General features: G+C 34.1%; 25 protein-coding genes, 2 tRNA genes, 1 other RNA gene and 2 pseudogenes. 10 read left to right on the top strand and 20 right to left on the bottom strand.

Going from position 1 to position 23,145, the window contains the following annotated elements; genetic code table 11:
• Window positions 1–132 precede the first annotated feature (132 nt).
• On the top strand, window positions 133–411 hold the full coding sequence (locus tag ABWU47_RS01185; protein ID WP_006279425.1) for a DUF2671 domain-containing protein: 279 nt from the start codon (window positions 133–135) through the stop codon (window positions 409–411).
• A gap of 29 nt (window positions 412–440) precedes the next feature.
• Here ABWU47_RS01185 and ABWU47_RS01180 read toward each other — a convergent pair whose 3' ends face one another.
• From ABWU47_RS01180 to ssrS, 3 genes are all read right to left on the bottom strand, one after another.
• Entirely contained in the window at window positions 441–1,145 is a 705-nt protein-coding gene (locus tag ABWU47_RS01180; RefSeq protein WP_077188317.1) for a DsbA family protein, read from the bottom strand.
• A gap of 54 nt (window positions 1,146–1,199) precedes the next feature.
• Window positions 1,200–1,661 (bottom strand): type II toxin-antitoxin system RatA family toxin, encoded by a 462-nt coding sequence (locus tag ABWU47_RS01175; protein ID WP_077188318.1) that lies wholly within the window; start codon window positions 1,659–1,661, stop codon window positions 1,200–1,202.
• A gap of 19 nt (window positions 1,662–1,680) precedes the next feature.
• A non-coding RNA gene (gene ssrS / locus ABWU47_RS01170) (6S RNA) lies at window positions 1,681–1,842 on the bottom strand.
• A 102-nt stretch (window positions 1,843–1,944) separates the two neighbouring features.
• Between ssrS and ABWU47_RS01165 the strand changes: the two genes are divergently transcribed.
• Window positions 1,945–2,535, top strand: a complete 591-nt coding sequence (locus tag ABWU47_RS01165; RefSeq protein ID WP_186809128.1) for a phospholipid-binding protein MlaC — start codon at window positions 1,945–1,947, stop codon at window positions 2,533–2,535.
• Window positions 2,532–3,821, top strand: a complete 1,290-nt coding sequence (locus tag ABWU47_RS01160) for a bifunctional folylpolyglutamate synthase/dihydrofolate synthase (protein ID WP_077188319.1) — start codon at window positions 2,532–2,534, stop codon at window positions 3,819–3,821. The genes ABWU47_RS01165 and ABWU47_RS01160 overlap by 4 nt, the downstream gene beginning before the upstream one ends.
• Here ABWU47_RS01160 and ABWU47_RS01155 read toward each other — a convergent pair.
• On the bottom strand, window positions 3,789–4,751 hold the full coding sequence (locus ABWU47_RS01155; protein WP_077188321.1) for a J domain-containing protein: 963 nt from the start codon (window positions 4,749–4,751) through the stop codon (window positions 3,789–3,791). The two genes, ABWU47_RS01160 and ABWU47_RS01155, sit on opposite strands and share 33 nt — an antisense overlap.
• A 185-nt stretch (window positions 4,752–4,936) precedes the next feature.
• Between ABWU47_RS01155 and ABWU47_RS01150 the strand changes: the two genes are divergently transcribed.
• Window positions 4,937–5,948, top strand: a protein-coding gene (locus ABWU47_RS01150; protein ID WP_410530063.1) for an IS630 family transposase whose coding sequence is annotated in 2 segments (ribosomal slippage) — window positions 4,937–5,416 and window positions 5,418–5,948 — 1,011 coding nt in all. Because the reading frame shifts where the segments join, the coding sequence is not laid out codon by codon here.
• Here the strand turns inward: ABWU47_RS01150 and ABWU47_RS01145 are convergent.
• The 3 genes from ABWU47_RS01145 to ABWU47_RS01135 form a co-directional block, all read right to left on the bottom strand.
• Entirely contained in the window at window positions 5,927–6,829 is a 903-nt protein-coding gene (locus ABWU47_RS01145) for an RluA family pseudouridine synthase (RefSeq protein ID WP_236718536.1), read from the bottom strand. The two genes, ABWU47_RS01150 and ABWU47_RS01145, sit on opposite strands and share 22 nt — an antisense overlap.
• A 71-nt stretch (window positions 6,830–6,900) precedes the next feature.
• The gene (locus ABWU47_RS01140; protein WP_077188323.1) at window positions 6,901–8,586 is read right to left on the bottom strand and encodes a hypothetical protein; all 1,686 of its coding nucleotides are present in this window, start codon (window positions 8,584–8,586) and stop codon (window positions 6,901–6,903) included.
• Between the two features lie 61 nt (window positions 8,587–8,647).
• Window positions 8,648–10,807, bottom strand: a complete 2,160-nt coding sequence (locus ABWU47_RS01135) for a ComEC/Rec2 family competence protein (protein WP_077188324.1) — start codon at window positions 10,805–10,807, stop codon at window positions 8,648–8,650.
• A 62-nt stretch (window positions 10,808–10,869) separates the two neighbouring features.
• On the opposite strand from ABWU47_RS01135, the gene ABWU47_RS01130 reads away from it, so the two are divergent.
• Window positions 10,870–10,946, top strand: a tRNA-Met gene (locus ABWU47_RS01130).
• A gap of 3 nt (window positions 10,947–10,949) precedes the next feature.
• On the opposite strand, the gene pdxH is transcribed toward ABWU47_RS01130, so the two are convergent.
• Together pdxH and mutM are read right to left on the bottom strand one after the other, a co-directional pair.
• On the bottom strand, window positions 10,950–11,543 hold the full coding sequence (pdxH, locus tag ABWU47_RS01125; protein ID WP_022626142.1) for a pyridoxamine 5'-phosphate oxidase: 594 nt from the start codon (window positions 11,541–11,543) through the stop codon (window positions 10,950–10,952).
• 16 nt (window positions 11,544–11,559) lie between these two features.
• Entirely contained in the window at window positions 11,560–12,375 is an 816-nt protein-coding gene (gene mutM / locus ABWU47_RS01120; protein WP_010963068.1) for a bifunctional DNA-formamidopyrimidine glycosylase/DNA-(apurinic or apyrimidinic site) lyase, read from the bottom strand.
• 247 nt (window positions 12,376–12,622) lie between these two features.
• On the opposite strand from mutM, the gene ABWU47_RS01115 reads away from it, so the two are divergent.
• Window positions 12,623–12,695: transfer RNA gene (locus tag ABWU47_RS01115), tRNA-Thr, on the top strand.
• Between the two features lie 53 nt (window positions 12,696–12,748).
• On the opposite strand, the gene ABWU47_RS01110 is transcribed toward ABWU47_RS01115, so the two are convergent.
• From ABWU47_RS01110 to ABWU47_RS01090, 5 genes are all read right to left on the bottom strand, one after another.
• Window positions 12,749–14,275 (bottom strand): acyl-CoA carboxylase subunit beta, encoded by a 1,527-nt coding sequence (locus ABWU47_RS01110; RefSeq protein ID WP_353285717.1) that lies wholly within the window; start codon window positions 14,273–14,275, stop codon window positions 12,749–12,751.
• A 141-nt stretch (window positions 14,276–14,416) separates the two neighbouring features.
• Window positions 14,417–15,428 (bottom strand): IS630 family transposase gene (locus ABWU47_RS01105; RefSeq protein WP_410530068.1). Its coding sequence is split into 2 segments (ribosomal slippage): window positions 14,417–14,947 and window positions 14,949–15,428, totalling 1,011 coding nucleotides; the frame shifts between segments, so codons are not numbered across the junction.
• 24 nt (window positions 15,429–15,452) lie between these two features.
• The gene (locus ABWU47_RS01100; RefSeq protein ID WP_353285716.1) at window positions 15,453–15,791 is read right to left on the bottom strand and encodes a hypothetical protein; all 339 of its coding nucleotides are present in this window, start codon (window positions 15,789–15,791) and stop codon (window positions 15,453–15,455) included.
• A gap of 24 nt (window positions 15,792–15,815) precedes the next feature.
• On the bottom strand, window positions 15,816–16,172 hold the full coding sequence (locus ABWU47_RS01095) for a hypothetical protein (protein ID WP_223823154.1): 357 nt from the start codon (window positions 16,170–16,172) through the stop codon (window positions 15,816–15,818).
• A 32-nt stretch (window positions 16,173–16,204) separates the two neighbouring features.
• Window positions 16,205–16,339 carry a hypothetical protein gene (locus tag ABWU47_RS01090; protein ID WP_255324782.1) on the bottom strand — a complete coding sequence of 45 codons (135 nt, stop codon included), beginning with the start codon at window positions 16,337–16,339 and terminating at the stop codon, window positions 16,205–16,207.
• Between the two features lie 154 nt (window positions 16,340–16,493).
• On the opposite strand from ABWU47_RS01090, the pseudogene ABWU47_RS01085 reads away from it, so the two are divergent.
• Window positions 16,494–16,759: pseudogene (locus tag ABWU47_RS01085) on the top strand (IS4 family transposase); the annotation flags it as partial.
• Window positions 16,760–16,772: 13 nt separating this feature from the next.
• Here ABWU47_RS01085 and ABWU47_RS01080 read toward each other — a convergent pair.
• The 5 genes and pseudogenes from ABWU47_RS01080 to rsfS form a co-directional block, all read right to left on the bottom strand.
• Window positions 16,773–17,595 (bottom strand): annotated as a pseudogene (locus ABWU47_RS01080) (IS5 family transposase).
• Window positions 17,596–17,912: 317 nt separating this feature from the next.
• Window positions 17,913–18,041: a hypothetical protein gene (locus ABWU47_RS01075; protein ID WP_265026416.1), complete on the bottom strand. Its 129-nt coding sequence runs from the start codon at window positions 18,039–18,041 to the stop codon at window positions 17,913–17,915.
• A 284-nt stretch (window positions 18,042–18,325) separates the two neighbouring features.
• A complete protein-coding gene (gene tyrS / locus ABWU47_RS01070) occupies window positions 18,326–19,576 on the bottom strand; it encodes a tyrosine--tRNA ligase (protein WP_007548582.1) in 1,251 nt (416 codons plus the stop codon).
• 1 nt (window position 19,577) lies between these two features.
• Window positions 19,578–19,811: a hypothetical protein gene (locus tag ABWU47_RS01065; protein WP_353285715.1), complete on the bottom strand. Its 234-nt coding sequence runs from the start codon at window positions 19,809–19,811 to the stop codon at window positions 19,578–19,580.
• Window positions 19,808–20,125 carry a ribosome silencing factor gene (rsfS, locus tag ABWU47_RS01060; RefSeq protein WP_006279567.1) on the bottom strand — a complete coding sequence of 106 codons (318 nt, stop codon included), beginning with the start codon at window positions 20,123–20,125 and terminating at the stop codon, window positions 19,808–19,810. The genes ABWU47_RS01065 and rsfS overlap by 4 nt, the downstream gene beginning before the upstream one ends.
• A 179-nt stretch (window positions 20,126–20,304) precedes the next feature.
• Here rsfS and ABWU47_RS01055 point away from each other — a divergent pair, with 179 nt between their 5' ends.
• Genes ABWU47_RS01055 through ABWU47_RS01045 form a run of 3 tightly spaced genes read left to right on the top strand, consistent with a single transcriptional unit; the run spans window position 20,305 to window position 22,167 of the window.
• Window positions 20,305–20,922, top strand: a complete 618-nt coding sequence (locus tag ABWU47_RS01055) for an AAA family ATPase (protein WP_022626414.1) — start codon at window positions 20,305–20,307, stop codon at window positions 20,920–20,922.
• 34 nt (window positions 20,923–20,956) lie between these two features.
• Window positions 20,957–21,403 carry an RNA pyrophosphohydrolase gene (locus ABWU47_RS01050; protein ID WP_007548581.1) on the top strand — a complete coding sequence of 149 codons (447 nt, stop codon included), beginning with the start codon at window positions 20,957–20,959 and terminating at the stop codon, window positions 21,401–21,403.
• A complete protein-coding gene (locus ABWU47_RS01045; protein WP_010082353.1) occupies window positions 21,400–22,167 on the top strand; it encodes a TatD family hydrolase in 768 nt (255 codons plus the stop codon). The genes ABWU47_RS01050 and ABWU47_RS01045 overlap by 4 nt, the downstream gene beginning before the upstream one ends.
• Window positions 22,168–22,194: 27 nt before the next feature.
• On the opposite strand, the gene mdh is transcribed toward ABWU47_RS01045, so the two are convergent.
• Window positions 22,195–23,145: a malate dehydrogenase gene (gene mdh, locus ABWU47_RS01040; protein ID WP_006279571.1), complete on the bottom strand. Its 951-nt coding sequence runs from the start codon at window positions 23,143–23,145 to the stop codon at window positions 22,195–22,197.

The raw sequence follows: 23,145 nt of genomic DNA, 5'->3' as shown, positions 1-23,145 counted from the left end.
AAAATTATTATATATCGTACTATAGTTAACTAGTATAATAAACAGTCGATTATTATGCTAGAATTAAAGGGATTGTTTATGCGCATTTCTCTTTTTAAAATATAATTTTTATAATCAATTAGAGGGGGTTATATGTCTTATACTATTGCTGGTGAAGTTGAAACGTTAAACAAAAAATCTAACAAGAATGAAGGGGTTATGTTACTACATAATCCAGCTTATCGTGAAAAGTATAAAGAACGTTTTGATGAAGCTCAGAGAAAAGTTATGGATATGGTTCAGTTTTATGATGGGACAATAGTATTAATAGAGAATAAAATCGCTATGTATTACTACACTTGGCACAGTAAAAAAAGAGAGTTTGAGCGTAAAAAACAACAAACAGTAGTGAAAAACAATGACTCAGCATAGAGTCTTTTATATGGTAAGCTACAGTGGTATTACTTCACTATAGCTTTTCCATATAATTTATCTATCACATTAGTGAAATATTTCAGCTCTTTATACCCTCCATGTTTAACTTTATTATGCTCTATATATGATTTATCATCGTTAAGCTTGATGAAAAATATTGGAGTGGCTGTGATACCAAGTTTATTAATTGCCAGTGATTTATCATTTACGATTTTATCCATTATTTTCTTATCATTAATGCATTGGTTAAATGCATCTTGCTTTAAGTTGCTTAGTGCAGCAATTCTTTGTAGTAAAGTCAAATCACTTAAATTGTAGTAATTCCACGAATCTATTGAGTTAAAAACAGCTTTGTTAAAATTAAAGTAGTCTTCTTGTTTTTCGTAGCAATGACTTAGCATTGCAGCCTTTAGCCCTCTGTAATCCAAAGGAAAATGACGAAATATATATAACATCTTACCTGTGTCTATATATTTCTCTTTAATTTTAGGAAAAACATTCCTATGAAAAAGAGAGCAGTGATAGCAAGTTAATGAAGCATATTCTATCATTAGAATTGGTGCTTTTGGATCTCCTAATAATTTATCATCAGGTAATGGCGATAATAGCTCATTTGATGTTATTTCATTGGGTTTTTTTTGAATGTATTGGCTATCGTATAAATCTTGCTTAACAACTGCATAAGAATTAACACTTATGAAAATTAATAAAAACAATAGTCTAAAAATCATTACAATCTAAACACTTAACTTACTAAAAAAAATTATACATTTATATTAATAATGTCAAGATAACTTTTGTTTAGCAAGGCTTTCAGCCCTATCTTTAAATGCAGCAATTATTTTACTTTGTGTATATTTATATACTGAGTTTAATAGGGTTGAAAATGAGTTGGACTTAAACTTAAACTCTATATAAAACTTTACCATAGTTTTATTTTCATCTATGGGAATGAATTGCCATTTATTGCATAGATGTTTAAATATTCCATTTGATGATACAGCTTTTATCCAACCTTCATTTGTTCTACTTGGAGAAAGAAAGGTTACCTCTGATGTATATCTTCCTTTAATTCCATGAAAAGCTGCTAGAAGGTCCACAACCATTTGATTGTCAATTTTTTCTTTTATATAAACGGCTTTGCACCAAGGAACAAAATCAGGATACCTTTCAACATCAATTACAATTTGGAATACTTCATTAGGCGAACATAGGAAGGTACCTTGTTCTCTGTATTGATGAAGCATAAATTTAGTACCAATCAAAAAAGGATCCGTATCTACCGTCAGCCTTAGTAGATTCCTGAGACCTGAAGTTAAGGTGGGCATCGCATATTAGTTTCAACGAAACCAGCAGAGGCAATTCCCTTCTCTAGAAATTATCGCTCGGGAAATTTAACTTAACTCATAACGCATAGCACAGACCCCTACTTGAATTATAGATGATTTACACAGGGCATGTCTATAGGTATATTAAAAGTCAGCGATTATTATTTAATCTTTATCAAACTTTGCATTTTAAGTATATCTTATGAATATTACTAAAGTTTTAATCATTATTGTTTTTATTGTAATTTCTTCAAGAGCTTACACTAGTTGTACAGATCACAAAATTTTTGTGCATACTATGAAGCAACAAGTAGACAGCATATCTACAAAAGGAAATAGAAAAAACCTAGAGCATGTACACGAAAAGCTTCAGGAGGTCATTCAGAATAATGTTAACCTCAAAGAAATATCTCGATTTGTCATGGGAAAATATGGGGTTTTGACTACCCAGAAGGAAAGGGAAGATTTCTTAAGAGAGTATGAAGTGTATCTTACACGTTTGTGCGTTAAAATTTTATCTAAATACATGAGTAATAGTGAAATGATCATAATGAGTACAAAAGCAGTTGACGATGAAACTTGCTTAATTGGCACAAGGTTCTCTTACGGTGATGAAGAATTTACAAATATTGATTTTAAAGTTACTAAAAATCACAGTTCTTTCTTGATAAGTGATGTTGTAATGAGTGGAATAAGTATTGCTATTAATCAACGTTCTCAATTTAGTGAGAAGATTGACACGCATGGCATAGCAAGTGTGATAGGTGAATTAAAATGTAACAATAATCTATGATATATATGCCTCATTGGCCTAAGCCACTTGGTAGCAGGCCGAATGATTTTTCTCTTGATCGCATAAAAAGCTTTCTTAGTAAACTAGATAATCCCGAGAAAAAAGTGCCTCCCGTAATTCATATAGCTGGAACTAACGGGAAAGGCTCAACACTAGCATTTATAAGATATATAATGCAAGCAGCAGGGTATAAGGTACACGCATACACTTCTCCACATTTGGTGAATTTTAATGAAAGAATAGTTATTGCAGGCAGTTATATCGACGATAATGAATTATATAGCTTGTTAGAAGAATGCCGTGCCGTAATTGCAGAACAACCTATCACTCTGTTTGAAGCTGCAACTATTGCAGCTTTTTTAGCTTTTTCTCGTCATAAAGCCGATATAACTTTAATTGAAGTGGGTATGGGTGGGAGACTTGATACAACAAATGTTATAGATAGTCCGATTTTAACAATAATTACTTCCATTGCACTTGATCATACGGAATATCTTGGCCCTACTGTAGAGACCATAGCAGGTGAAAAGGCTGGAATAATGAAACCTAATGTTCCTTGCGTAATAGCACCACAAGAAAAATCTATAATGAATACACTAGAATTCCATGCAATAAATAAGAAATCTCCTCTGTATAGAGGAGGTTTTGAATGGAATTGCAAAAAAAAGAACAACAAAATGGTTTTCCAATCAGCTATTCAATCAATAGAATTTCCTTTGCCGTCTTTAAAGGGTGATCACCAAATAATCAATGCAGGCAATGCTATTGCAGCATGTAGCATTTTGAGTGGAAAATATGGATTTGATATTGGAGAAGAGGATATCACTTCAGGTTTACAGTGCACTTATTGGCCTGCACGACTGGAGCGTATAAAAGAGGGCAATTTAATTTCTTTACTACCAAAAGATTGGCAATTATTTTTAGATGGTGCGCACAATAATGATGGTGCTAGAGTACTATTTCAGTGGGTAAGAGATAACTTTGCTGAAGGTGTCTGTATAATTTTTGGTGTTACTCGTAACAGAAATGTAGAAGAGTTCTTAGAACACTTAAAACCATATATCAAGTTATTATGTGCGGTTTGTGTTAAATCTGAGCCTAAAGCAACAAATACAAACTTGATTAGGGAAAAAGCCAATAACATAGGAATAAAAGCAATGGAGTGTGAGTCAATTGGCGATGCAATATCAAATCACATATTAAAAGCCTCTATCCAAAACGTCAAAACCATACTGATCTGTGGCTCATTGTTCCTAGCTAGAGACTTCGCTATGGAGAATAGCTAACTTTGATGATATTAACTGACCGATGGGGAAATAACTTTGATTGCTCATAGTACTGCTTGGCTTTTCGTTATCGACTTCTATAAACTGATCATCACCTTTAAATTGCTCCTCAATTGAATTTATAGCTGTCTTTTTGAGAATATAATTACTTGCAGCATTTAAAATAGGTGAAGTAACAATTAAAAGCGTGAATGGTAATGAAAGTAATAAGCCGGATAACATCATAGAGTTAGTTATACCAAAGCCGTTGGCAACTAAATCTAATCCCACACCGAAAAACATTAAAGATGTACAGATTGTGTTGCTCAAAATAACTGAATTTTTTAGCCACTTTAATTTAGTCCTATCACTCTTTGAAAAATTTTCGCATTCTTGGTCAAAGTTAAACAATAATAAAATATTAGTCTGATGATTAAACTCTTTCCCATTTCTAGTATAAATGCTCTTAACAGCTAGACTCAAAATAGATCCTGCTAACAAGGGAGCAAGAAAACCTACTGCTATTGGTACATTAGAAGAAATACCATTAATTATTAAAAATGCAATTGATGTGAAGGATACTAAAAGAACTCCTAAGAGATTTGAATAAGAAGAATATTTTACATAAGCAGTTACATTATTGTTAATTGACTGCTGCTTATTATAGAGTTTATTTCTGCACTTATCATCTAAGTATTTTTGCAATTCTTCATAACTGCGACTCCACAACTTACCGCGTAATTCTTTTATTAAATTATTTCTTTTATTGAGACCTTTCTCCAATGGCTCTATTATAAATTCTTCAAAAAATGGCTTATTTAATGCAATAACCTTAAATTTCTCCTCCGCTTCTTTATTGTTTGGGTTTTTATCTGAGTGATATTTTAACGATAATTTACGGTATTGTTGACTAAGCTTTTTCTTAATATTCTTAATGTCAGAATTTACCACATCCTCCTTTTGAATATTAAATGTTAAAAACAACTGCTTTAAAGCGTGGTACTCATTTTCATTCAAAACATTTCTAGCCACATTACACCTACAAATTAACTAATACCAATTCCCATTACAGAGCAAACAGATGGACAATGATGGAAGAAAAGCCATACTGAAGTAAGTAAAATAGCGAGGTTTAAATGGCATTAAGATCAAAATTATTGGATGAAAAAGTAGTAGAATCAGCAAAAGAAATGCTGAAGAAAGTAAGGAATAATGCATATGTTTCAAAAAAACTAAATGCTGTAATTGCAGCAAAAAAGTACAGTATAACGGCTGTAGCAAAAATATATTGCATTTCAAGAAGCGCACTAACTTCGTGGGTAAAACTCTTGAAAATTGGCAGAGAAGAAAAACTGTTTGCTCCTTCACAACGTCGTAGAAAAACTAAATTAAATCAGGCTCAACTACAGCAAATTGAAGAGTGGATAGAAGAAAATCCTAATATCACCATTAAAGAAATGAGAATAAGAATCCAGGAAAAGTTCGGATTAAATATCAGCAAATCTACAGTACACCGCCATATGCAAAAGATGAAATTCTCATATATTACACCAAGACCAGTTCATAATGGACAAGATAAAAGCAAACAAGAGGAATTCAAAAAAAAATCTCAATTGAGCTATTAGCAAGTATCCAGAAAAAGAGCTATTTTTCTTTGATGAATCACGGTTTGGCACACATTCAAAAGTTGGACATGGGTGGTTTAAAAAGGGGATTAGAACACAGGTTAAAACAAAATTAGGTAGGCAAAATTTCTATCTCTATAGTGCAGTTAATCCTAGAAATGGAGAGAGTTCTAGCTTATTTGCACCAAATGTCAACACTGATTGCATGAACATATTTCTTGAGCAAATTTCGCAATATCTAGAAACACGAGAGGCTTTTCTCGTTATGGACTGTGCTAGTTGGCATAGGTCAAAAAATTTAAAGGTACCTAAAAATATCGACATTATATACCTACCTCCATACTCACCTGAGCTAAATCCTGTTGAGAGGCTTTGGTTATATATAAAACAGAACATTTTGCGCAATAAAATATACGATACAATTGCTCTACTTGAGGGTGCTTTGTGCAAATTTATTACTTCTCTTGCCAGCTCCACAACTAAACAACTCTGCAATGTTTCCTATTTGACTGGACAACAATGAGAATTGGTATTAGGTATATTTTCAAACTCACCAATTAAAGTTTTTATATCTTGTGGTAAATCAGAGACAAATTCCATGTATTCCTTACTTTTTGGGTGGTATAAGCCCAGTGTATAAGCATGTAGTGCTTGTCTGTTGAAATTACGAATAAAACTAGAGTTTTTAGCATATTTTGTGCTTTTACTACTATTTTTCCCATAAACTTGATCACCAACTATAGAATGTCCTATGTGGCTCATGTGGACTCGAATTTGGTGCGTTCTACCTGTTTCTAAAGTGCATTTAACGAGGCTTGCTTGTCCTATAACTTTCTCTACTGAGTAATGAGTGATTGCTAATTTGCCCGTTGTTTTTGTAACACACATCATTTCTTTATTACCACGCTTTGGAGCAATGTTAGTTTCTATAGTTCCCTGCTGGGAAGATAATATTCCCCAAACTACTGCTAAGTATTCCCGCTTTATTTTGCGATTCGATAACAATTCAGACAAAAAACTATGGGCTGCTTCATTTTTTGCAATTACCATTAGCCCACTAGTATCTTTATCGAGTCTATGAACAATTCCTGGTCTTACATCAAGGTGAGCGATAACTGCGTTCAAAAGCGTATCATTGTTTGTCCCAGCACCTGGGTGCACTGTTAATCCACTTTGTTTACTCAGAACTATAATGTCCTCATCTTCATAGACGATATCAAGTTTTATGTCATAATTAGGCTCAATTGATGTGGATATGTCAGGTTGAACGAGATGCACCACATACTCTTCATCTGGTTTTACTATGTAGTCATTATTAATTATCGGTGTGCCAAGTAATTTCACCTGCTCATTTTGTATCAATCTTTGCGCTTTGCTGCGTGATATGTTGCATTTTTCAGCTATATAGGTGTCTAACCTTAATTTCTCTTTATCATTATTAACACTTAAGGTTACTTCTAAGTGGTCTATAACAACTACCCCGCGCGAGCTACTGCAAATGCTGCTTGAATATTTTGATCTACAAAATCAACTTTTGTACTAGGAAGATCACCTTGTTTTTTAATATGGCAAATTGTTTGAGAGCCATCTTTCCAGTGAATTATTATTTTGTTATCAAAATCCCGTAATGTTGCCTCAACCTTTTTTTCTTTATTATCTTTTTCTTCCAGCTTAATAGATTCTAATAAATAATATAGAAAGTCACTTGGGTTGCCATTGATTTTTTCTTTCCATTCATCTGTTTTTTCTTGTTCAGATTTTTTTTGCTCTAACTTTTCCTTCTTTTGCTGCAGCTTATTTTGTTCTGCTTCCAGCTCTAACTTTCTAACTGTGTCACGTAGTTCTTTGACTTTATTTTCTAACACTAATAATTTATTAGTATTATTTCCATTGTTAGCTTCTAAATCAGGCGTACTTGGTTGAGCTTGCTTCTTTTTTATTTCTTCTAATTCATTCCTTACTACGTTTAATTGCATCTTCAATTCCGTTTTTTCCTTTTCTGTATCCTCTTTTAACTTTTTTAGCATGCTAAGGAACTCGTTATTATTAGACTGCGTAGTTGATTGAAGCCAGCCTACAAAGCGGCTTGGTTCAAATCGTTCAATCTTATCTTCAGCAATTTTAATAGCATTCTCTAACCTAGAAAAAGTACCTTCAATATCTAGTGAATGTGCTTTTTTTGTCAATTCTTTAGTGTTGTTTAAAACTTCTGAAATTTCTGCATGTAGCCAATCTAAATCTTTTTTGATGTCTTCTCTGATTTTTTTTAGGTGATCAAGCGTTTCTTTAATGTTAATATTTGCAGGCTTTAAAAGACTATTATCAAGTAAATCGCAAGCTTTTTTAAGGTTACTGTCAAATGAGTTGCAAAGCGGACTAAGTAGTTTTTTCATTAGAGATATTAGTTCATTTTCCCTTTTACCAAGCTTATTTTCTACTACTGATACAACCATGCCCTTTCCAGACCAGTATGGAAATAGAAGACCTAAAGAACTGTGTTTTCTAATAGTATGATTTTCATGATCCACGCTATTACTTATTAGATTGCTAAGTGTTGATATGATGCATAAAAGAATAGCGACTAATAAAGCTATTAATATTATTGGAGCATTAATGGATTGTGATATTGCTGAAACTACTATAATAGCACCAAATACATATGATCCTGTAAACAAGAGAATCCTATTTCTATTTTCTGCTTCTATATCTTCTAGTATTTTTCTCTGCGTCTTAGAAATTGGTAAAACTATTGAAAGCTTTTTCCTCTTACGATCTAAATTTGTTACAATTTCAATTTTTTCGGCTTCTTGAACAATCTGGCTGTACTGTTCATCAACTTGATAGTTTCCTACTTTTTTATCTATCTCATTCTCTTTTATTTTTTGTGTATTTATAAAGTTTATAACAGCAGTAAATAAGAAAACTGCAAGAGGAATAAAGGCAAGAGGTGCTGGCGTGAACGCAAATCCAGCAATACTTACTATAACAGGCTGAATAGAAAAGGTAGTAAATGCTATAAGAGTAGCAATGGTACTTGCTATCGATATAGTACCAGAATACTTTCTTATAGAGCTCAAAATTCTACTGGGCTGGTCAGAAAGTTTTCTAAATCCTAAAAAATCAAAATAGTCTTTGAAAGGATCTTTAGTGTCTGTAACCATAACATTTTTCTAGTTTAAACTTATTTAGGTATACATTAACCAAACCTTAAAATCAAGTTTCTTAATTTTTCAACATGTGCCAAGGCCTATTAGAGCGCACTTTATTAATCTTTATGTAACGATTTGTTAACCAAATTGAATGTGTGCCATATGTTTTTAGATTGGCATATTTGATAGTTTTAGTATTACAAACTGAATAGTCGAATTCACTTAATTGAATTATTAAATCAACTTTATCACAATTTTCTAGAATATCTTCTTCCTTATAAGCTAGCAACACTGATTTATTATTTCCTTTATTATATATGCAGCCATAATCGTTACACTTTAGCCTTTTATCTGAGTTATTGTATTTTTTATGATTCAAAATTTGGTTCTGCCCATTTTGCTTCGCCCATGTTTTGACAACAAAGTTCCTATTTTTCCTGGTGAGAGAATATAGTAAGTTATCACTTTCTTTTACAGCAACATTATCAGCATTTATTAGTATGTCGGGGGTTTTATATGCGGTGCTAAAGCAAATACCCAGCACAATAAAGAAAATTCCGAAGAAACGCCAATTTCTTTCCCACAAGCACAGCCACAATAAACCAAGTGTTATTATAATAATTGATGATGCAGGAAAAGTGCGAATGGGAATAACCAAATACTGAAGACTAGCGATAGCGTTTGTTATATACAAAATGCTGTCAATTGGGCGTTCTATAAGTGGCGCTATAATCCATTCAATACCGAAAGGAATCAACAAAACATAGATTATTCCAAGTGGAATAATAATTAATGTAACTATTGGTATAGCAACTAAATTTGTGATAATGCCACTAATTGAAAAATAATTAAAATTGTATATCGTGTACGGAACAGTTGCTAAACTTGCTATTACTGAGCTAATCATTATCGACACAAAATATTTCATTATTTTTATTTTGAACAATTTATTAGCATTAATTTGATAACTGGCAACCAGTGCCAAAACAGCAGAAAATGACATCTGAAAGCCAGGCTTTAAAATTACTTCTGGTTCTATGATAAGTATCACTGCAGCAGCAAACGCAATTGCTATTAACCCTCGATATTTTCTCTCTATCATTATTGCAACGAGTACTAAAATCACCATGATGTAGGCACGCTGAGCAGAAATTTGCATACCAGTAATCAACAAATAAAACGTGGTTGGCAAAATGGTAAGAAATGCAGATATTTTCTTGGTGTTATACTTAAGAGTCAAAGTTTCAGATATTGCGAATAAATTACGAAACACTACAAAAAACAGACCAGCAACGAATGATAAATGCAAACCAGATATGGCAAACAAATGTGCTATACCTGAATCTCGTATCGCGTCCATAGTTTTTTGATCTATGCCGTCTTTTTTACCGATCAGTAATGCAGAAATTATGTCTACATGTGGTTTTTTGATATTTTGCTGCAGGTTTTCATAAATGTATTGACGGAAAGATTCTATATACTCTAGAAATTTCCTTGCTTCAGCCTTTTTGTGCAGGGTTATTTTGCTTGTTGCAAAACCTGTTGCACTTATTTTCTGGTAATATGCTATTCTTGCAAAATCGTATGCATACTCCGAAGGCGCAATTTTTGGAGGGAAGAGTTTTGCTGATAATTTTACTTGATCGCCTATTTTAATGCCTTTTTCCACTTTGGTTCTAACTGATATTCTGATGTTATCTAGAGCTCTATCCGGTGTCATTCCAGCGCGTGACGCTGGAATCCATATCTTTTTTTTCTGGGTAAGGTCAAGTACTGGGATGACAAAAGGGGGCGCTGGGATGACAGGAGAGGATTTTGAGATAGTAGGGGATTTTTCAACAGAAAGCAGAAATTGTTTATATGAGCCCCTGTCGTTAATATCCTTCACTGTGGCAACGATATCTTTTACATATCTCTCTTTATCAAGAATTTGAGTATCAACTAAAGCTGTTCTTAATTTACTAGCTGTAAATCCTATGAGCACTGCAATTAAAGCGATACACAATATCGCGTACCTTTTACACAATATTGCAATCAAAATTAGTGTGGGTAAAAGCAAAAGAAAAATAGATATGCAGCTTGGTTCAAAACTTAGGGAAAAATAGGTTAGAATTCCTACACACTGAAAAACAGGAAACCACAGTATCAAGTTATATTGTTCATTGCGCAGATTGTTACGTATATAACTAACTATTATGTCAAGAAAAGTTAATAAGTGTGTCGATATTTGCATGTGGTGAAATTTTATTTTTCTTTTTTCATTATTTGTATATATAATAACTAAATAAGCAACGACGCGGGATGGAGCAGCTCGGTAGCTCGTCAGGCTCATAACCTGAAGGTCGTAGGTTCAAATCCTACTCCCGCAACCATTTTTAAGGATATAGTTGTTCCACTTTCCAATCGCTTCCCTCAACAAGAGTGTATCTAAATCTAATATGCTTCCTATATTCACCTTCTTGCCAAAATTCAATTACTTTTGGGATTACGCAAAATCCCACCCAAAAATCAGGACGAGAAACTTGTGTATTGTGAAATTCTTTTTCCTTCAATTTTATAGCTTGCTCAAAATCTTGCCAATCTTTCAGAATGCTCGATTGTTTTGAGCACCATGCGCTAATTTGACTACCCAGCGCTCGAGAAGAGAAGTATTTGTCAGTTCTTTCATCGTTTAGAAGTTTAACCTCTCCTTCAATTCGCACTTGCCTAGCAAATTCTATCCAATGAAACACTAACGCAGCTTTGGGGTTCTCAGTCAATTCTTTCCCTTTTTTACTGTTTACGTTAGTGAAAAACACAAAACCTTCTTTGCTATATTCCTTTAGTAATACCACTCTTGCAGATGGAATACAGTCTTTGCTACAAGTTGCTAGCGTCATTGCAGTTGGTTGTTCACACGGAGAATTAAGTACTGCTTTGTACCACTTTGAAAACAAATCAAATGGATCTTTTTCAAGTGAAAATATCATATCAAAAAATAAAATCTTAATTCTGGCACGCGTTGCAAAAATAAGTGCTACGGCCATTTTGTCGTATAAGTGTTATGATATTATTGCAAATCTTGCAAGGTTTTTGAACTTTACCATATACGTAAAAGTTATTTTGAAAGTATCCAGCAGATCCAGATGGCTGTGCATAATCTTTCAGTGTTGAACCACCTGCAGCAATTGCATCACTCAGAGTATTTTTTATTTCAGCAGCAAGTTTTTCGCACTCTCTATAGGTCAAGTTTTTTGCTGACCTGAGTGGTGATATACGGGCTCTAAACAAGCTCTCAGAAGCATATATGTTGCCTACGCCAACTATTGATTTATTGTCCATTAACGCTGATTTGATATTCACTTTTTTGTTTTTCAGCAACTCCTGTAAATAGTCTCCACTGAATTCATCCGTGAGGGGCTCTATTCCAAAATCGCTAAAAAAATCCGTTTCTTGTTCTTTATTTAAAACGATAACTAATCCAAATCTTCTTGGGTCATTAAAAATTATTGAAGTATTGTCAGAAAATAAAAATACCACGTGATCATGCTTATTCCGCATTTGATCGTGGTCAGCATATATAAGCTTTCCGCTCATGCCAAGATGTATGATTACAGCCACACTACCATCTGTATTCCAGATGGTATACTTACCTCTACGCTTGATGTTGCGTATGACTTTGCCCTTTAGCATATCATCAATATTTTTTGTTATTGGGGCACGTAAATTCCAATTATTCACTATAACATTACTGATTTGCTTGTTTTTAATTTTATCAAGCAAAAAATTAGAGATTACTTCCACTTCCGGTAGTTCTGGCATGATACCTCCTTCAAAACTTAAGTTTCTGATGGTAATTTTGTCGTTCTCAAATACATTCGAGTATTCTGCGGTGCTTTCTCCTAAAAATTCCTCACCACAAACGAGTTTTGAAAGGGTTCTCTGTCTACTCTGTTGCTGCTTTTTTCTTTTCAAAATATTTTGCTTTAAAGCTTTCGCTAATCTTTTTTTCTCCTCTTCTTTTTCCTTATTCTTTTTTGTGTTATTCATTATCATAATATATAAACTTGCCGTTGTAGCTCAGGTGGTAGAGTACGTCATTGGTAATGACGAGGTCCCAAGTTCGAGTCTTGGTAACGGCACACTGATTATACTTATAATATTGCATAACTTGTAAGCAAGGCTTAGAAGAAAGTTACAGAGGTAAGTTGTCATGCTTTTTCCATATCCTTTCTACCTTCTTGTTTTTGAGTAGCTCTAATGCTTTACAAAAGTGATACCTTGTTTTACTTGGCACTATAATGTCATCAATGTATCCATATGATGCAGCAAAAAATGGGTTAGCAAATTTTTCTTTATATTCTTTAATTAACGTTTGCTGATCTTTTTCGTGTCGAAATATAATCTCAACTGCACTTTCAGGGCCCATCACAGCTATTTCAGCAGTTGGCCAGGCATAATTTATATCACCTTTTAGATGTTTCGAATTCATAACAATGTATGCACCACCATACGCTTTTCTAGTGATAAGGCTAATTTTCGGCACGGTCGCTTCAGCGTAAGCGTAAAGCAGTTTCGCTCCGTGTTGTATTATATTATTGTATTCTTGATTTGTACCCGGCAAAAATCCTGGAACATCAATAAGTGTGATGATCGGAACGTTAAATGCGTCACAAAACCTTACAAACCTCGCAGCTTTTCTTGAAGAATCAATATCCAAACATCCTGCAAGGTGCATAGGTTGATTTGCAACAATACCGACAGTATTTCCTCCAATTCTACCAAAACCAGTTATGATATTACGAGCAAAATCAGGTTTCAGTTCAAAGAAATTCCTTTCATCACAAACTTTTTCAATGAGTTCATACATATCATAAGGAGTATTAGGATTGCTAGGAATCAGAGTATTTAAAGATTCATCAATATCATTAACTGAATCACAGGTTGATTTAGGTTTCGGTGATTCTTGATTATTTGCTGGTAAGAAAGTAAAGAATTCACGCATTTTTAGCAGCATTTCAACATCATTATTGAATGCAAAATCCGCTACTCCTGTTTTGCTTGTATGAATTTTTGCTCCACCGAGGTCTTCGAAACTTACATCTTCGTAGGTAACCTTTTTTACTACATCTGGCCCGGTTATAAACATATATGAACTGTTTTTCACCATGAAAGTAAAGTCAGTTAATGCTGGGGAATAAACTGCACCTCCTGCACATGGGCCCATAATTAAAGAAATTTGTGGTATAACACCCGATGCATTTACGTTTCTTTGAAAAATTTCTCCATAACCAGCAAGAGAATTTACTCCTTCCTGAATTCTGGCTCCACCAGAATCATTTAGTCCGATAATTGGAACTCTGGCATTAATTGCCATATCCATAATTTTGCATATTTTTTTTGCATGTGACGCACCAAGTGAACCACCAAAGACAGTAAAATCCTGAGAATAAACAAAAACTTTTCTGCCATAAATAGTACCATGACCAATCACTACCCCATCACCTAAAAAATTAGCATTTTGCATGCCAAAATCATTTGCACGATGTTTTACGAATTTATCGTATTCTGCAAAAGAACTTTCATCGAGCAATATACTGAGCCTTTCTCTAGCAGTTAATTTCCCTTTTTCATGTTGTTTGGTAATCCTGTCAGAACCGCCTCCTTTTTCAGCTTCTAGTGCTTTGGTTTTTAGATTTTCTAGTATTTTAAAGTCTTGCATACAATAAAGTAGTTTTCAAATTAGTTGTAGACTTTATTAAGTTTACAAACCCTACTAACTATACACATACACTATTGCTATATGCAACAATGTATGTATGATAATTGTTAATGCTCTGGTGATTCATGGTCATACCAATTCTCATTGTTGTCCAGTCAAATAGGAAACATTGCAGAGTTGTTTAGTTGTGGAGCTGGCAAGAGAAGCAATAAATTTGCACAAAGCACCCTCAAGTAGAGCAATTGTATCGTATATTTTATTGCGCAAAATGTTCTGTTTTATATATAACCAAAGCCTCTCAACAGGATTTAGCTCAGGTGAGTATGGAGGTAGGTATATAATGTCGATATTTTTAGGTACCTTTAAATTTTTTGACCTATGCCAACTAGCACAGTCCATAACGAGAAAAGCCTCTCGTGTTTCTAGATATTGCGAAATTTGCTCAAGAAATATGTTCATGCAATCAGTGTTGACATTTGGTGCAAATAAGCTAGAACTCTCTCCATTTCTAGGATTAACTGCACTATAGAGATAGAAATTTTGCCTACCTAATTTTGTTTTAACCTGTGTTCTAATCCCCTTTTTAAACCACCCATGTCCAACTTTTGAATGTGTGCCAAACCGTGATTCATCAAAGAAAAATAGCTCTTTTTCTGGATACTTGCTAATAGCTCAATTGAGATTTTTTTTTGAATTCCTCTTGTTTGCTTTTATCTTGTCCATTATGAACTGGTCTTGGTGTAATATATGAGAATTTCATCTTTTGCATATGGCGGTGTACTGTAGATTTGCTGATATTTAATCCGAACTTTTCCTGGATTCTTATTCTCATTTCTTTAATGGTGATATTAGGATTTTCTTCTATCCACTCTTCAATTTGCTGTAGTTGAGCCTGATTTAATTTAGTTTTTCTACGACGTTGTGAAGGAGCAAACAGTTTTTCTTCTCTGCCAATTTTCAAGAGTTTTACCCACGAAGTTAGTGCGCTTCTTGAAATGCAATATATTTTTGCTACAGCCGTTATACTGTACTTTTTTGCTGCAATTACAGCATTTAGTTTTTTTGAAACATATGCATTATTCCTTACTTTCTTCAGCATTTCTTTTGCTGATTCTACTACTTTTTCATCCAATAATTTTGATCTTAATGCCATTTAAACCTCGCTATTTTACTTACTTCAGTATGGCTTTTCTTCCATCATTGTCCATCTGTTTGCCCTGTAATGGGAATTGGTATCACTACTTTGAAAATGTTGCGATGTGTCAACACTTTTCATATTAGAAAGAGGTGGACTAACTGCACTGCTTTTCGTTTGTGCAAAACTTTTAGCAGCTTCAACAACCTTGCTTATACGAGGTTCTTTTTCTAGCTCTTTTAGGTACTTTGAGAAGATTTCACAACTTTTGTCATCCATATGTACCATTATTTTACCAAAACTTTCAGCTTTTTCAGAAGATAAAATCATTTCGATCTTTTCATCGCCTACCCTAAAGGTCATTTTTACTTTGCCTTGCATATCATGATATTGCCAGCTTTTTATTCAGATTAGATTATCTCCTTCTCCTATTCGCAATGCACCATATTCTAAGTCCTTAAATTCCGGGGAGTTCATAAATTTTGCAGGAGTGATCACACTTTTTTCTGGACACTGTACATAATAAAATTTATTATCTCTTTCTACTACAATTCCTTTTTTTTTGTCATTTTCAATACTATCACTTACAATTTGTTTTAGACGTGACAAATATTCGCCGCGTTCTTTCAGTATATCTTCTGGCAATAATCTCCGAACTTCTTGGCTCACATCAGTGCCTGTTGAAACTAGATTAAACATTTCTAACATAAGAGGCCGTAGTTTTTCTTTTCCAGTCTCAGTAACATTTTTATCTTGCTCCATGAGGTGGTATAAGATCAGTATCGAATAATCTATTATTGATGACTTTTTTCTCCTTGGAATACATCAACACTAAACATGACCTTGTGCTTTTTTGCATCGTCTATAGATTTTTGAAGTCTCTTTGCTATGTTTTCGATAGCTTCATCATTAGGTAAGTGTTCAGGCAATGGCGTCAACTTAAGGAAAAATATCAGCGATAGTGTATAAAATTTCTCTCCAAATTTTTTATCATTAAATTATCCAAAGAGTGCAAGGGACAGCACTTTTGTTTCTGTTTTATTTCAACAAAGAAGTCTAAAATGTGTCCTTTTTAGGTGAAATATGCAAAAAGGAAAAAACCTTATTCTACAAATTAAAAATATAATATACTCGAAAACTTTTCAGAAAATCCATTGTGTTGAGTTTTACACGAACAAGAAAACTTCCTTTTTCGACAGTATTTTCTATGATTTTAAAGTTAGTTAAAAAAAGTTTGGGAATAGAATGTGAACTTATGGAGCCATTGACATGTACCCTCAAAGCAAGCTTTTTCTAAAGCAAGGTATAAGATTTGCCATACAGGCTTTCAAGAATTTAAGAGGTTGTCCACAAACCAGTAAATCAAGCATATTCCCTACTTAACATAACTTTACTCATAGCCAGATATATGAAACTTTCAGTAGATGTTGTAAGTAAATCGTACTCCTTTGATAGCCTTCTATTTCTATTGATCCAAGCAAAAGTCCTCTCTACCACCCACCTTCTCGGCTGTACTGAAAATCCAGGATCCCGTTGTGGCAATAGTTCTAGTGGTGTATCTTTATGCACCCAAAACCTACATGGAGGCCTTTTGACAATTTCAATATCTATCCCATATTCTCTCTTTACGTAATCCTTTAAATCTTTTCCTTGGTATCCCATATCAGCCCACATTTTCTTAATATTGCTGTATTTTTCCTTCATATTGTCCAATGCCATCTTCACCCCATCTCTGTCATTTTCGCTTGCAGCTCCTACATAGCAACCAAGCACAAATCCTTGAGTATCTGTGATTATATGTCTTTTTCTCCCCTTTACCTTTTTCGCACCATCATAACCTTTGCCCCCCCTTTTTCCGTGGTTTTTACCGATTGACTGTCCACTATGCATGCGCTCGGCTTCCCATTTTTGACCTACTATATTTAGTGATATCATAGTTCATTTTCTCAAAAATTCTCTGCTTTTTCCATCTTCTAAACTGTTCATGCACAGCCTTCCACGGCGGAAAATCGTGTGGTAAATAGCGCCATTGACATCCTGTGCGCAGTATATAAAGAATTGCATTTACTATCTCACACTTACTGTATTTTGGCGGCCTTCCTCCTTTCTTGTACGATACTCTGAAGTGTTTTTCTATTCTTGCCCATTCCCTTTTACTTAAATCTGTTGGATATTTTTTCCTCATCTCTTACCTCAATATTCTTTCTTTATATACTACGTATTCCTTGGTTTGTGGACAACCTCTTACCAACTTAATAAAATTCCTGGATCCCAGTGGGCTTTGTTGCATCGCTAGCTATGATGGATTAAAGATAAAAAAGATAGCGAATATCAGTAGCTTATTATTCTGGTATTTATAACAAGAACGGTCAGTGAATACCTAAATTTGAGTAAAAGAAATTTCACTACCACTCACTAATCTGGCTAAAATTCAAGAATTTCAATGCTTTAGCTATTTTCAATAGAATTAAATTTATTAATATAAATAACAAATTACTATTCTTAAATTTGATCAGATTGATTGCAAAAAAACAAGATTTTCAATAGGTTGCTTATAATCCTAACTATAGTTAGCCTTTCATAAGTAGCGATGCAACAAAGCCATCCCAGTGTCAAGCACTGGGATGACAAGAAGAGGGTACTTGGATAAGAGGCATTGCCCTCCTGGTAGGCCCAAATTGCAATGTCCGTACAGTTATGGATTCATTCGCGGTATAGATTCCGCTAATGAGTAGCGGAATGACGAATTTGTTGTTTTTCAAATTGTAGGTAAACCTAAGCCACTTTAGCTATATATAATAGAATTTCGCTTTCTACTATCTTTCCAGTTGTTTTATACATAATTCTCGAATTTTGAAAATTTGCTCCATATCTAATTTCTCACTTGTATAAAATTTGTTTTCTTACTTCGAGACCTAATCTACCACAACTTTTATATGGCGTTTCTTTCCTGCAGATAATTTTATAAATGGCTGATCTTTAAAGCTTTCGAAATTTATTACATGATCAATATTGTTTACAACATTATCATTAATCTTGCATCCGTTGCCCTGTATTAAACGCTTTGCAGCGCCTTTTGAAGGTTCAAAACCGGTGTCATGTAGTAGGTCTACTAAGGATATGCCGCTTGCAACTTGTTCTTTTTTTATGATGTAATCAGGAAGTAGTGAGCTATCTTCATTCTCAAAAGCAGAAATTGCAGCAAATTGTGCAAGTTCCGCTTCTTTGTCACCATGACATATTTTTGTCACTTCTGTTGCCAAGACCTTTTTTGCTTCATTTATTTCTTGATCCTTTAAAGACTCTAATTTTCTAATCTCATCAATTGGCACATCAGTGAGCAATCTTAAAAAACGTCCAACATCTTGATCATCAACGTTGCGAAAATATTGCCAGTAGTCGTAAGGCTTTAGCATATTATCATCAAGCCACACTGCTCCACTTTCAGTTTTGCCCATTTTTTTTCCTTGTGCATTTAATAAAAGAGGCATGGTAAGGCCAAATAGCTCAGGTAAATTCAACTTTTTTCCAAGTTCAATTCCGTTTACTATATTTCCCCACTGGTCTGACCCTCCAATCTGCAGACGACAATCATATTTTTTGTTTAATTCAATAAAGTCGTAAGCTTGCAATAGCATGTAATTAAATTCCAGAAAGCTTAAGGTTTGCTCTCTATCCAGCCTGGTTTTCACACTATCAAAACTTAGCATACGATTTACAGAAAAATAGGCTCCTATATCACGCAAAAAATCTATGTATTTTATGTTATCCAACCAATCTGCGTTATTTACTATCATTGCACCAGTCTTGCTGTCATTAAAAGACACCATTTTCTCTAATATTCTCCTTATACTGGATGTATTTTGATTGATGTTCTCTACAGGCAAGATGCTTCTTGCTTTATCTTTGAAGGATGGGTCACCAATTTTTGTTGTGCCACCTCCAAGTAAGACTATCGGCTTATAACCAAATTTTTGTAGGTGACAGAGCATCATAATCTGAATTAGGTGACCAGCATGAAGACTTGGTGCTGTGCAATCAAACCCAATGTATGCAACTATATAATTGCTCTGCAATAATAATTGATCTAGTCCTTCAATGTTTGTGCATTGGTATAGGTACCCTCTTTCTTGGATGAAATTTAAAAATTCAGATGCGTGTTTCATTTTATAAACCCCAGTCTATCCTGTCATTAATGCCGAAGGTAACCCTAATAGAGAAGCCAGTGCCCAGACACTGGAACTTAATTATAAACAAGCGCACTATACAACGTTTTCGATGAAATTGCATGAAAAACTGGATTCCAGTGTCAGCTACTTTCATGACACCACTACCTGTGCAGGAGTTGCCTTCAAAATTACAACGTTTGTGCAATTGTGTACCAGCTATCTGGATAATCAATTCCATAACTCTTCTATTTTATAATACTCCCTTACTTCCGGCCTGAATATGTGAACCATTATGCCTTGAAAATTCAAAACCACCCAATTGCCTTCATCCATACCTTCTACATCTATTTTATCATGTGGCTTGAGGCTTTTTATTACGTGCTCAGCTAAAGCTTTAACGTGACGGCTTGAATCACCAGATGCAATAATCATATATTTTGCAATAACGGTTTTATTCTGCACATCAAAAGTTACTATATCATGACCTTTATTTTGATCTATTATCTCTTCAATTGTACTTCTTATCGATTCCATATCGCTAAGCATTGTTTACAGGTTATATGATTCATTTATAATTATATACTCAAAATTTCTAAATATGAACTATTTTCAACGCAACTACTTGTTAAAGGTATTACCTGCATCTATTTTATCATCATGTTTTTAGCATGTACAATGTATATACTTTTTATATAATTGAAAATAGCTTTTTACTAGTATTCATTATGGGCAAGACTCTCATCTACTTAATCGGCTTTCCAGGCAGTGGTAAGTTTACTACTGCAAAGGAACTGTGTAAAATCATTGGTGCAGTAATAGTAAGCAATAATCTATTCAATAATATTATATTTGATATTGTTAAATTACAAAACGCTGAAGTTCCAGATGACCTATGGGAAAAAATTTTTGCAGTTAGGGAAAATGTATTAGCAATACTGGAAAAACACTACGTAAAATCAAAACATTATATATTTACAAATGAATTGATAGAGGGTGATCCCTATGACCAAAGATTATATAACTCAGTGGTAAATTTAAGTAAAAAAATGGACATGGAAATTTTTTCTGTAGTATTACATTGTAATAATGAAAAACTAGTAAGACGTGTCCAATCAGAAGAGAGATATCAGGAAAATAAAATTACTGATCCGGATTTTGCTATAAAGAAAATTGAAGGGAAAAGGCTATTTATACCTGAGGGTTCGCTTGAAATTGATAACTCGAACTTGAGTGCAAAGGAAGTTGCAAAGAAAATTGTTGAAGAGATGAAGAAAGAAAAAAATGGAAAATTAATTAAAACTTCTGTAACAAATCATTTAAAAACAGAGCGTACTCGTGGTTGAGCAGAAAGATAAGTACCGTCCTTGTGTTGGCATAATGCTATTTAACAGACAAGGACATGCCTTTATTGGAAAACGCTTTGATAGCGATTCTTACTGGCAGATGCCACAAGGAGGTGTTGATGATGGTGAGGAACTGGAACAAGCAGCGTTACGTGAGTTGCTAGAGGAGGTTGGTACTAATAAAGTAAAGGTTATAACTAAAAGCAAGGATTGGATATACTACAACTTGCCTGAAGAAGTTATACCAATATGCTGGAATGGAAAATATTCTGGTCAAAAGCAAAGGTGGTTCTTAATGAAGTTTTGCGGAGAGGATGAGGACATTGATATTAATTATACTGGTCATCCAGAGTTCAAAGAGTGGCGTTGGCAAGGTATAGATAGTTTAGTAGCCAGTGCTATATCATTTAAAAAAGAAGTTTATAAAACAGTGATAGAAGAGTTTTCTTCTATAATAAAAGCCTCAACAATAAGCTCATGATAGTAGATTCTCATTGCCACTTGATTTATTTTTCTGACGATGAAATACCAAAAGTAATTTCAAGGGCAGAGCAAAATGGTGTAAAGGTTTTGCATAACATATGCGTAAGCATTGACGATGTTCCTAAGTTATTAAAAATTTCTTCATCCTATGATCAGGTCTACTCCTCTGTTGGTATACATCCGCTTGATGCTGCTATAGAAAACGGTGAGTGTATACATGTTGATGAATTAGTTGAATTTACCAAGAACCAAAAGGTAATTAGTATCGGTGAAACCGGGTTAGATTTTTATAAATCTGACAACAAAGACAATCAGAAAAAAAGTTTTGCATTACATATAGAAGCGTCAAGAATAACTGGACTACCTTTAGTTATTCACACAAGAAGCGCTGATAATGAGATGATCGATATGTTAAGGTCAGAAATGAAAGCCGGTGCTTTTAGTGGAGTAATGCACTGCTTTGCTTCCTCTAAAGAACTTGCTTATCAATCTATAGATTTGGGGTTATATATTTCATTTTCTGGAATTATTACTTTTAAAAATGCGAGCTTACTCAGAGAAATTGCACAAAATGTACCACGCGAGCGTGTTTTAGTCGAAACTGATGCACCATATCTATCACCTGAGCCTTATAGGGGAAAAAAGAATGAACCAGCAATGGTGAAATACGTTGTTGATTGTTTGGCAGAGTTGTGGAATGAGTCACCAGAACAAGTAGCGAAGGTAACCACAAGCAACTTTTTTAGGCTGTTTGAGCTATAAAGAAGCTCTATAAAACCATTAATTTGCTTATGAACCTAAAGATTTCACCAGCTCTCTCACCGAGTTTACAGACTTATTAAACATTTCTTGTTCACTATCATTCATTTTAACTTCTAGGATCTTTTCAATTCCGTTTTTTCCAATAATTACAGGAACACCAATAAACAAATCTTCTACACCATATTCACCATTAAGGTAAGCAGCACATGGTAATATGCGCCTCTTATCTTTTAAATATGATTCTAACATGCATATAGCTGAAGATGCAGGAGCGTAGTATGCAGATCCAGACTTAAGCAGATCAACTATTTCTTTACCGCCATTGCGAGTGCGTTCAACTATTTCATCGACTTTTTTCTGTGTGATAAGACCCATATCGATAATTTGAGTAAGTGGAATTCCAGCAACTGAAGTACAATTGATTAGTGGTACCATAGTGTCGCCATGTCCTCCAAGCACAAAAGCAGATATATCTTCAACTGAGATATTTAACTCACTTGCAAGAAAGTAACGAAAACGGGAAGAATCAAGCACTCCTGCCATGCCAACAATCATATTAGTTGGAAGGTTTGAAAATTTATGCACCACTGAAACCATGGCATCCAAAGGGTTGGTAACCACTATTACAAACGTGTTTGGAGAATATTTTTTAATATTTTCGCCAACCTCCTTCATTACTTTAGCATTGGTTTGCAGGAGGTCATCTCTGCTCATTCCTGGTTTTCTGGCAATGCCAGCGGTTATTATAATTGCATCGGAGTTTTTTATATCTTCATACCTATTTGTGCCAGTAATATTGACATCAAATCCATCAATAGGGGATGATTCTGCTATTTCGAGTGCTTTACCTTGTGGTATTCCATCACTAATATCAAGTAAAACAACATCACCGAGTTCCCTTAGTGCAATCATATGGGTGAGAGTTCCACCGATATTTCCTGCACCGATTAAAGATATTTTTTTTCTTTGTACTGTCAT

This window comes from Wolbachia endosymbiont (group A) of Gastracanthus pulcherrimus (assembly GCF_964028265.1).
Taxonomy (GTDB): Bacteria; Pseudomonadota; Alphaproteobacteria; order Rickettsiales; family Anaplasmataceae; genus Wolbachia; species Wolbachia pipientis.
The sequence above is the reverse complement of the archived record's forward strand: the minus strand, read 5'-3'. Positions and strand labels throughout refer to the sequence as shown.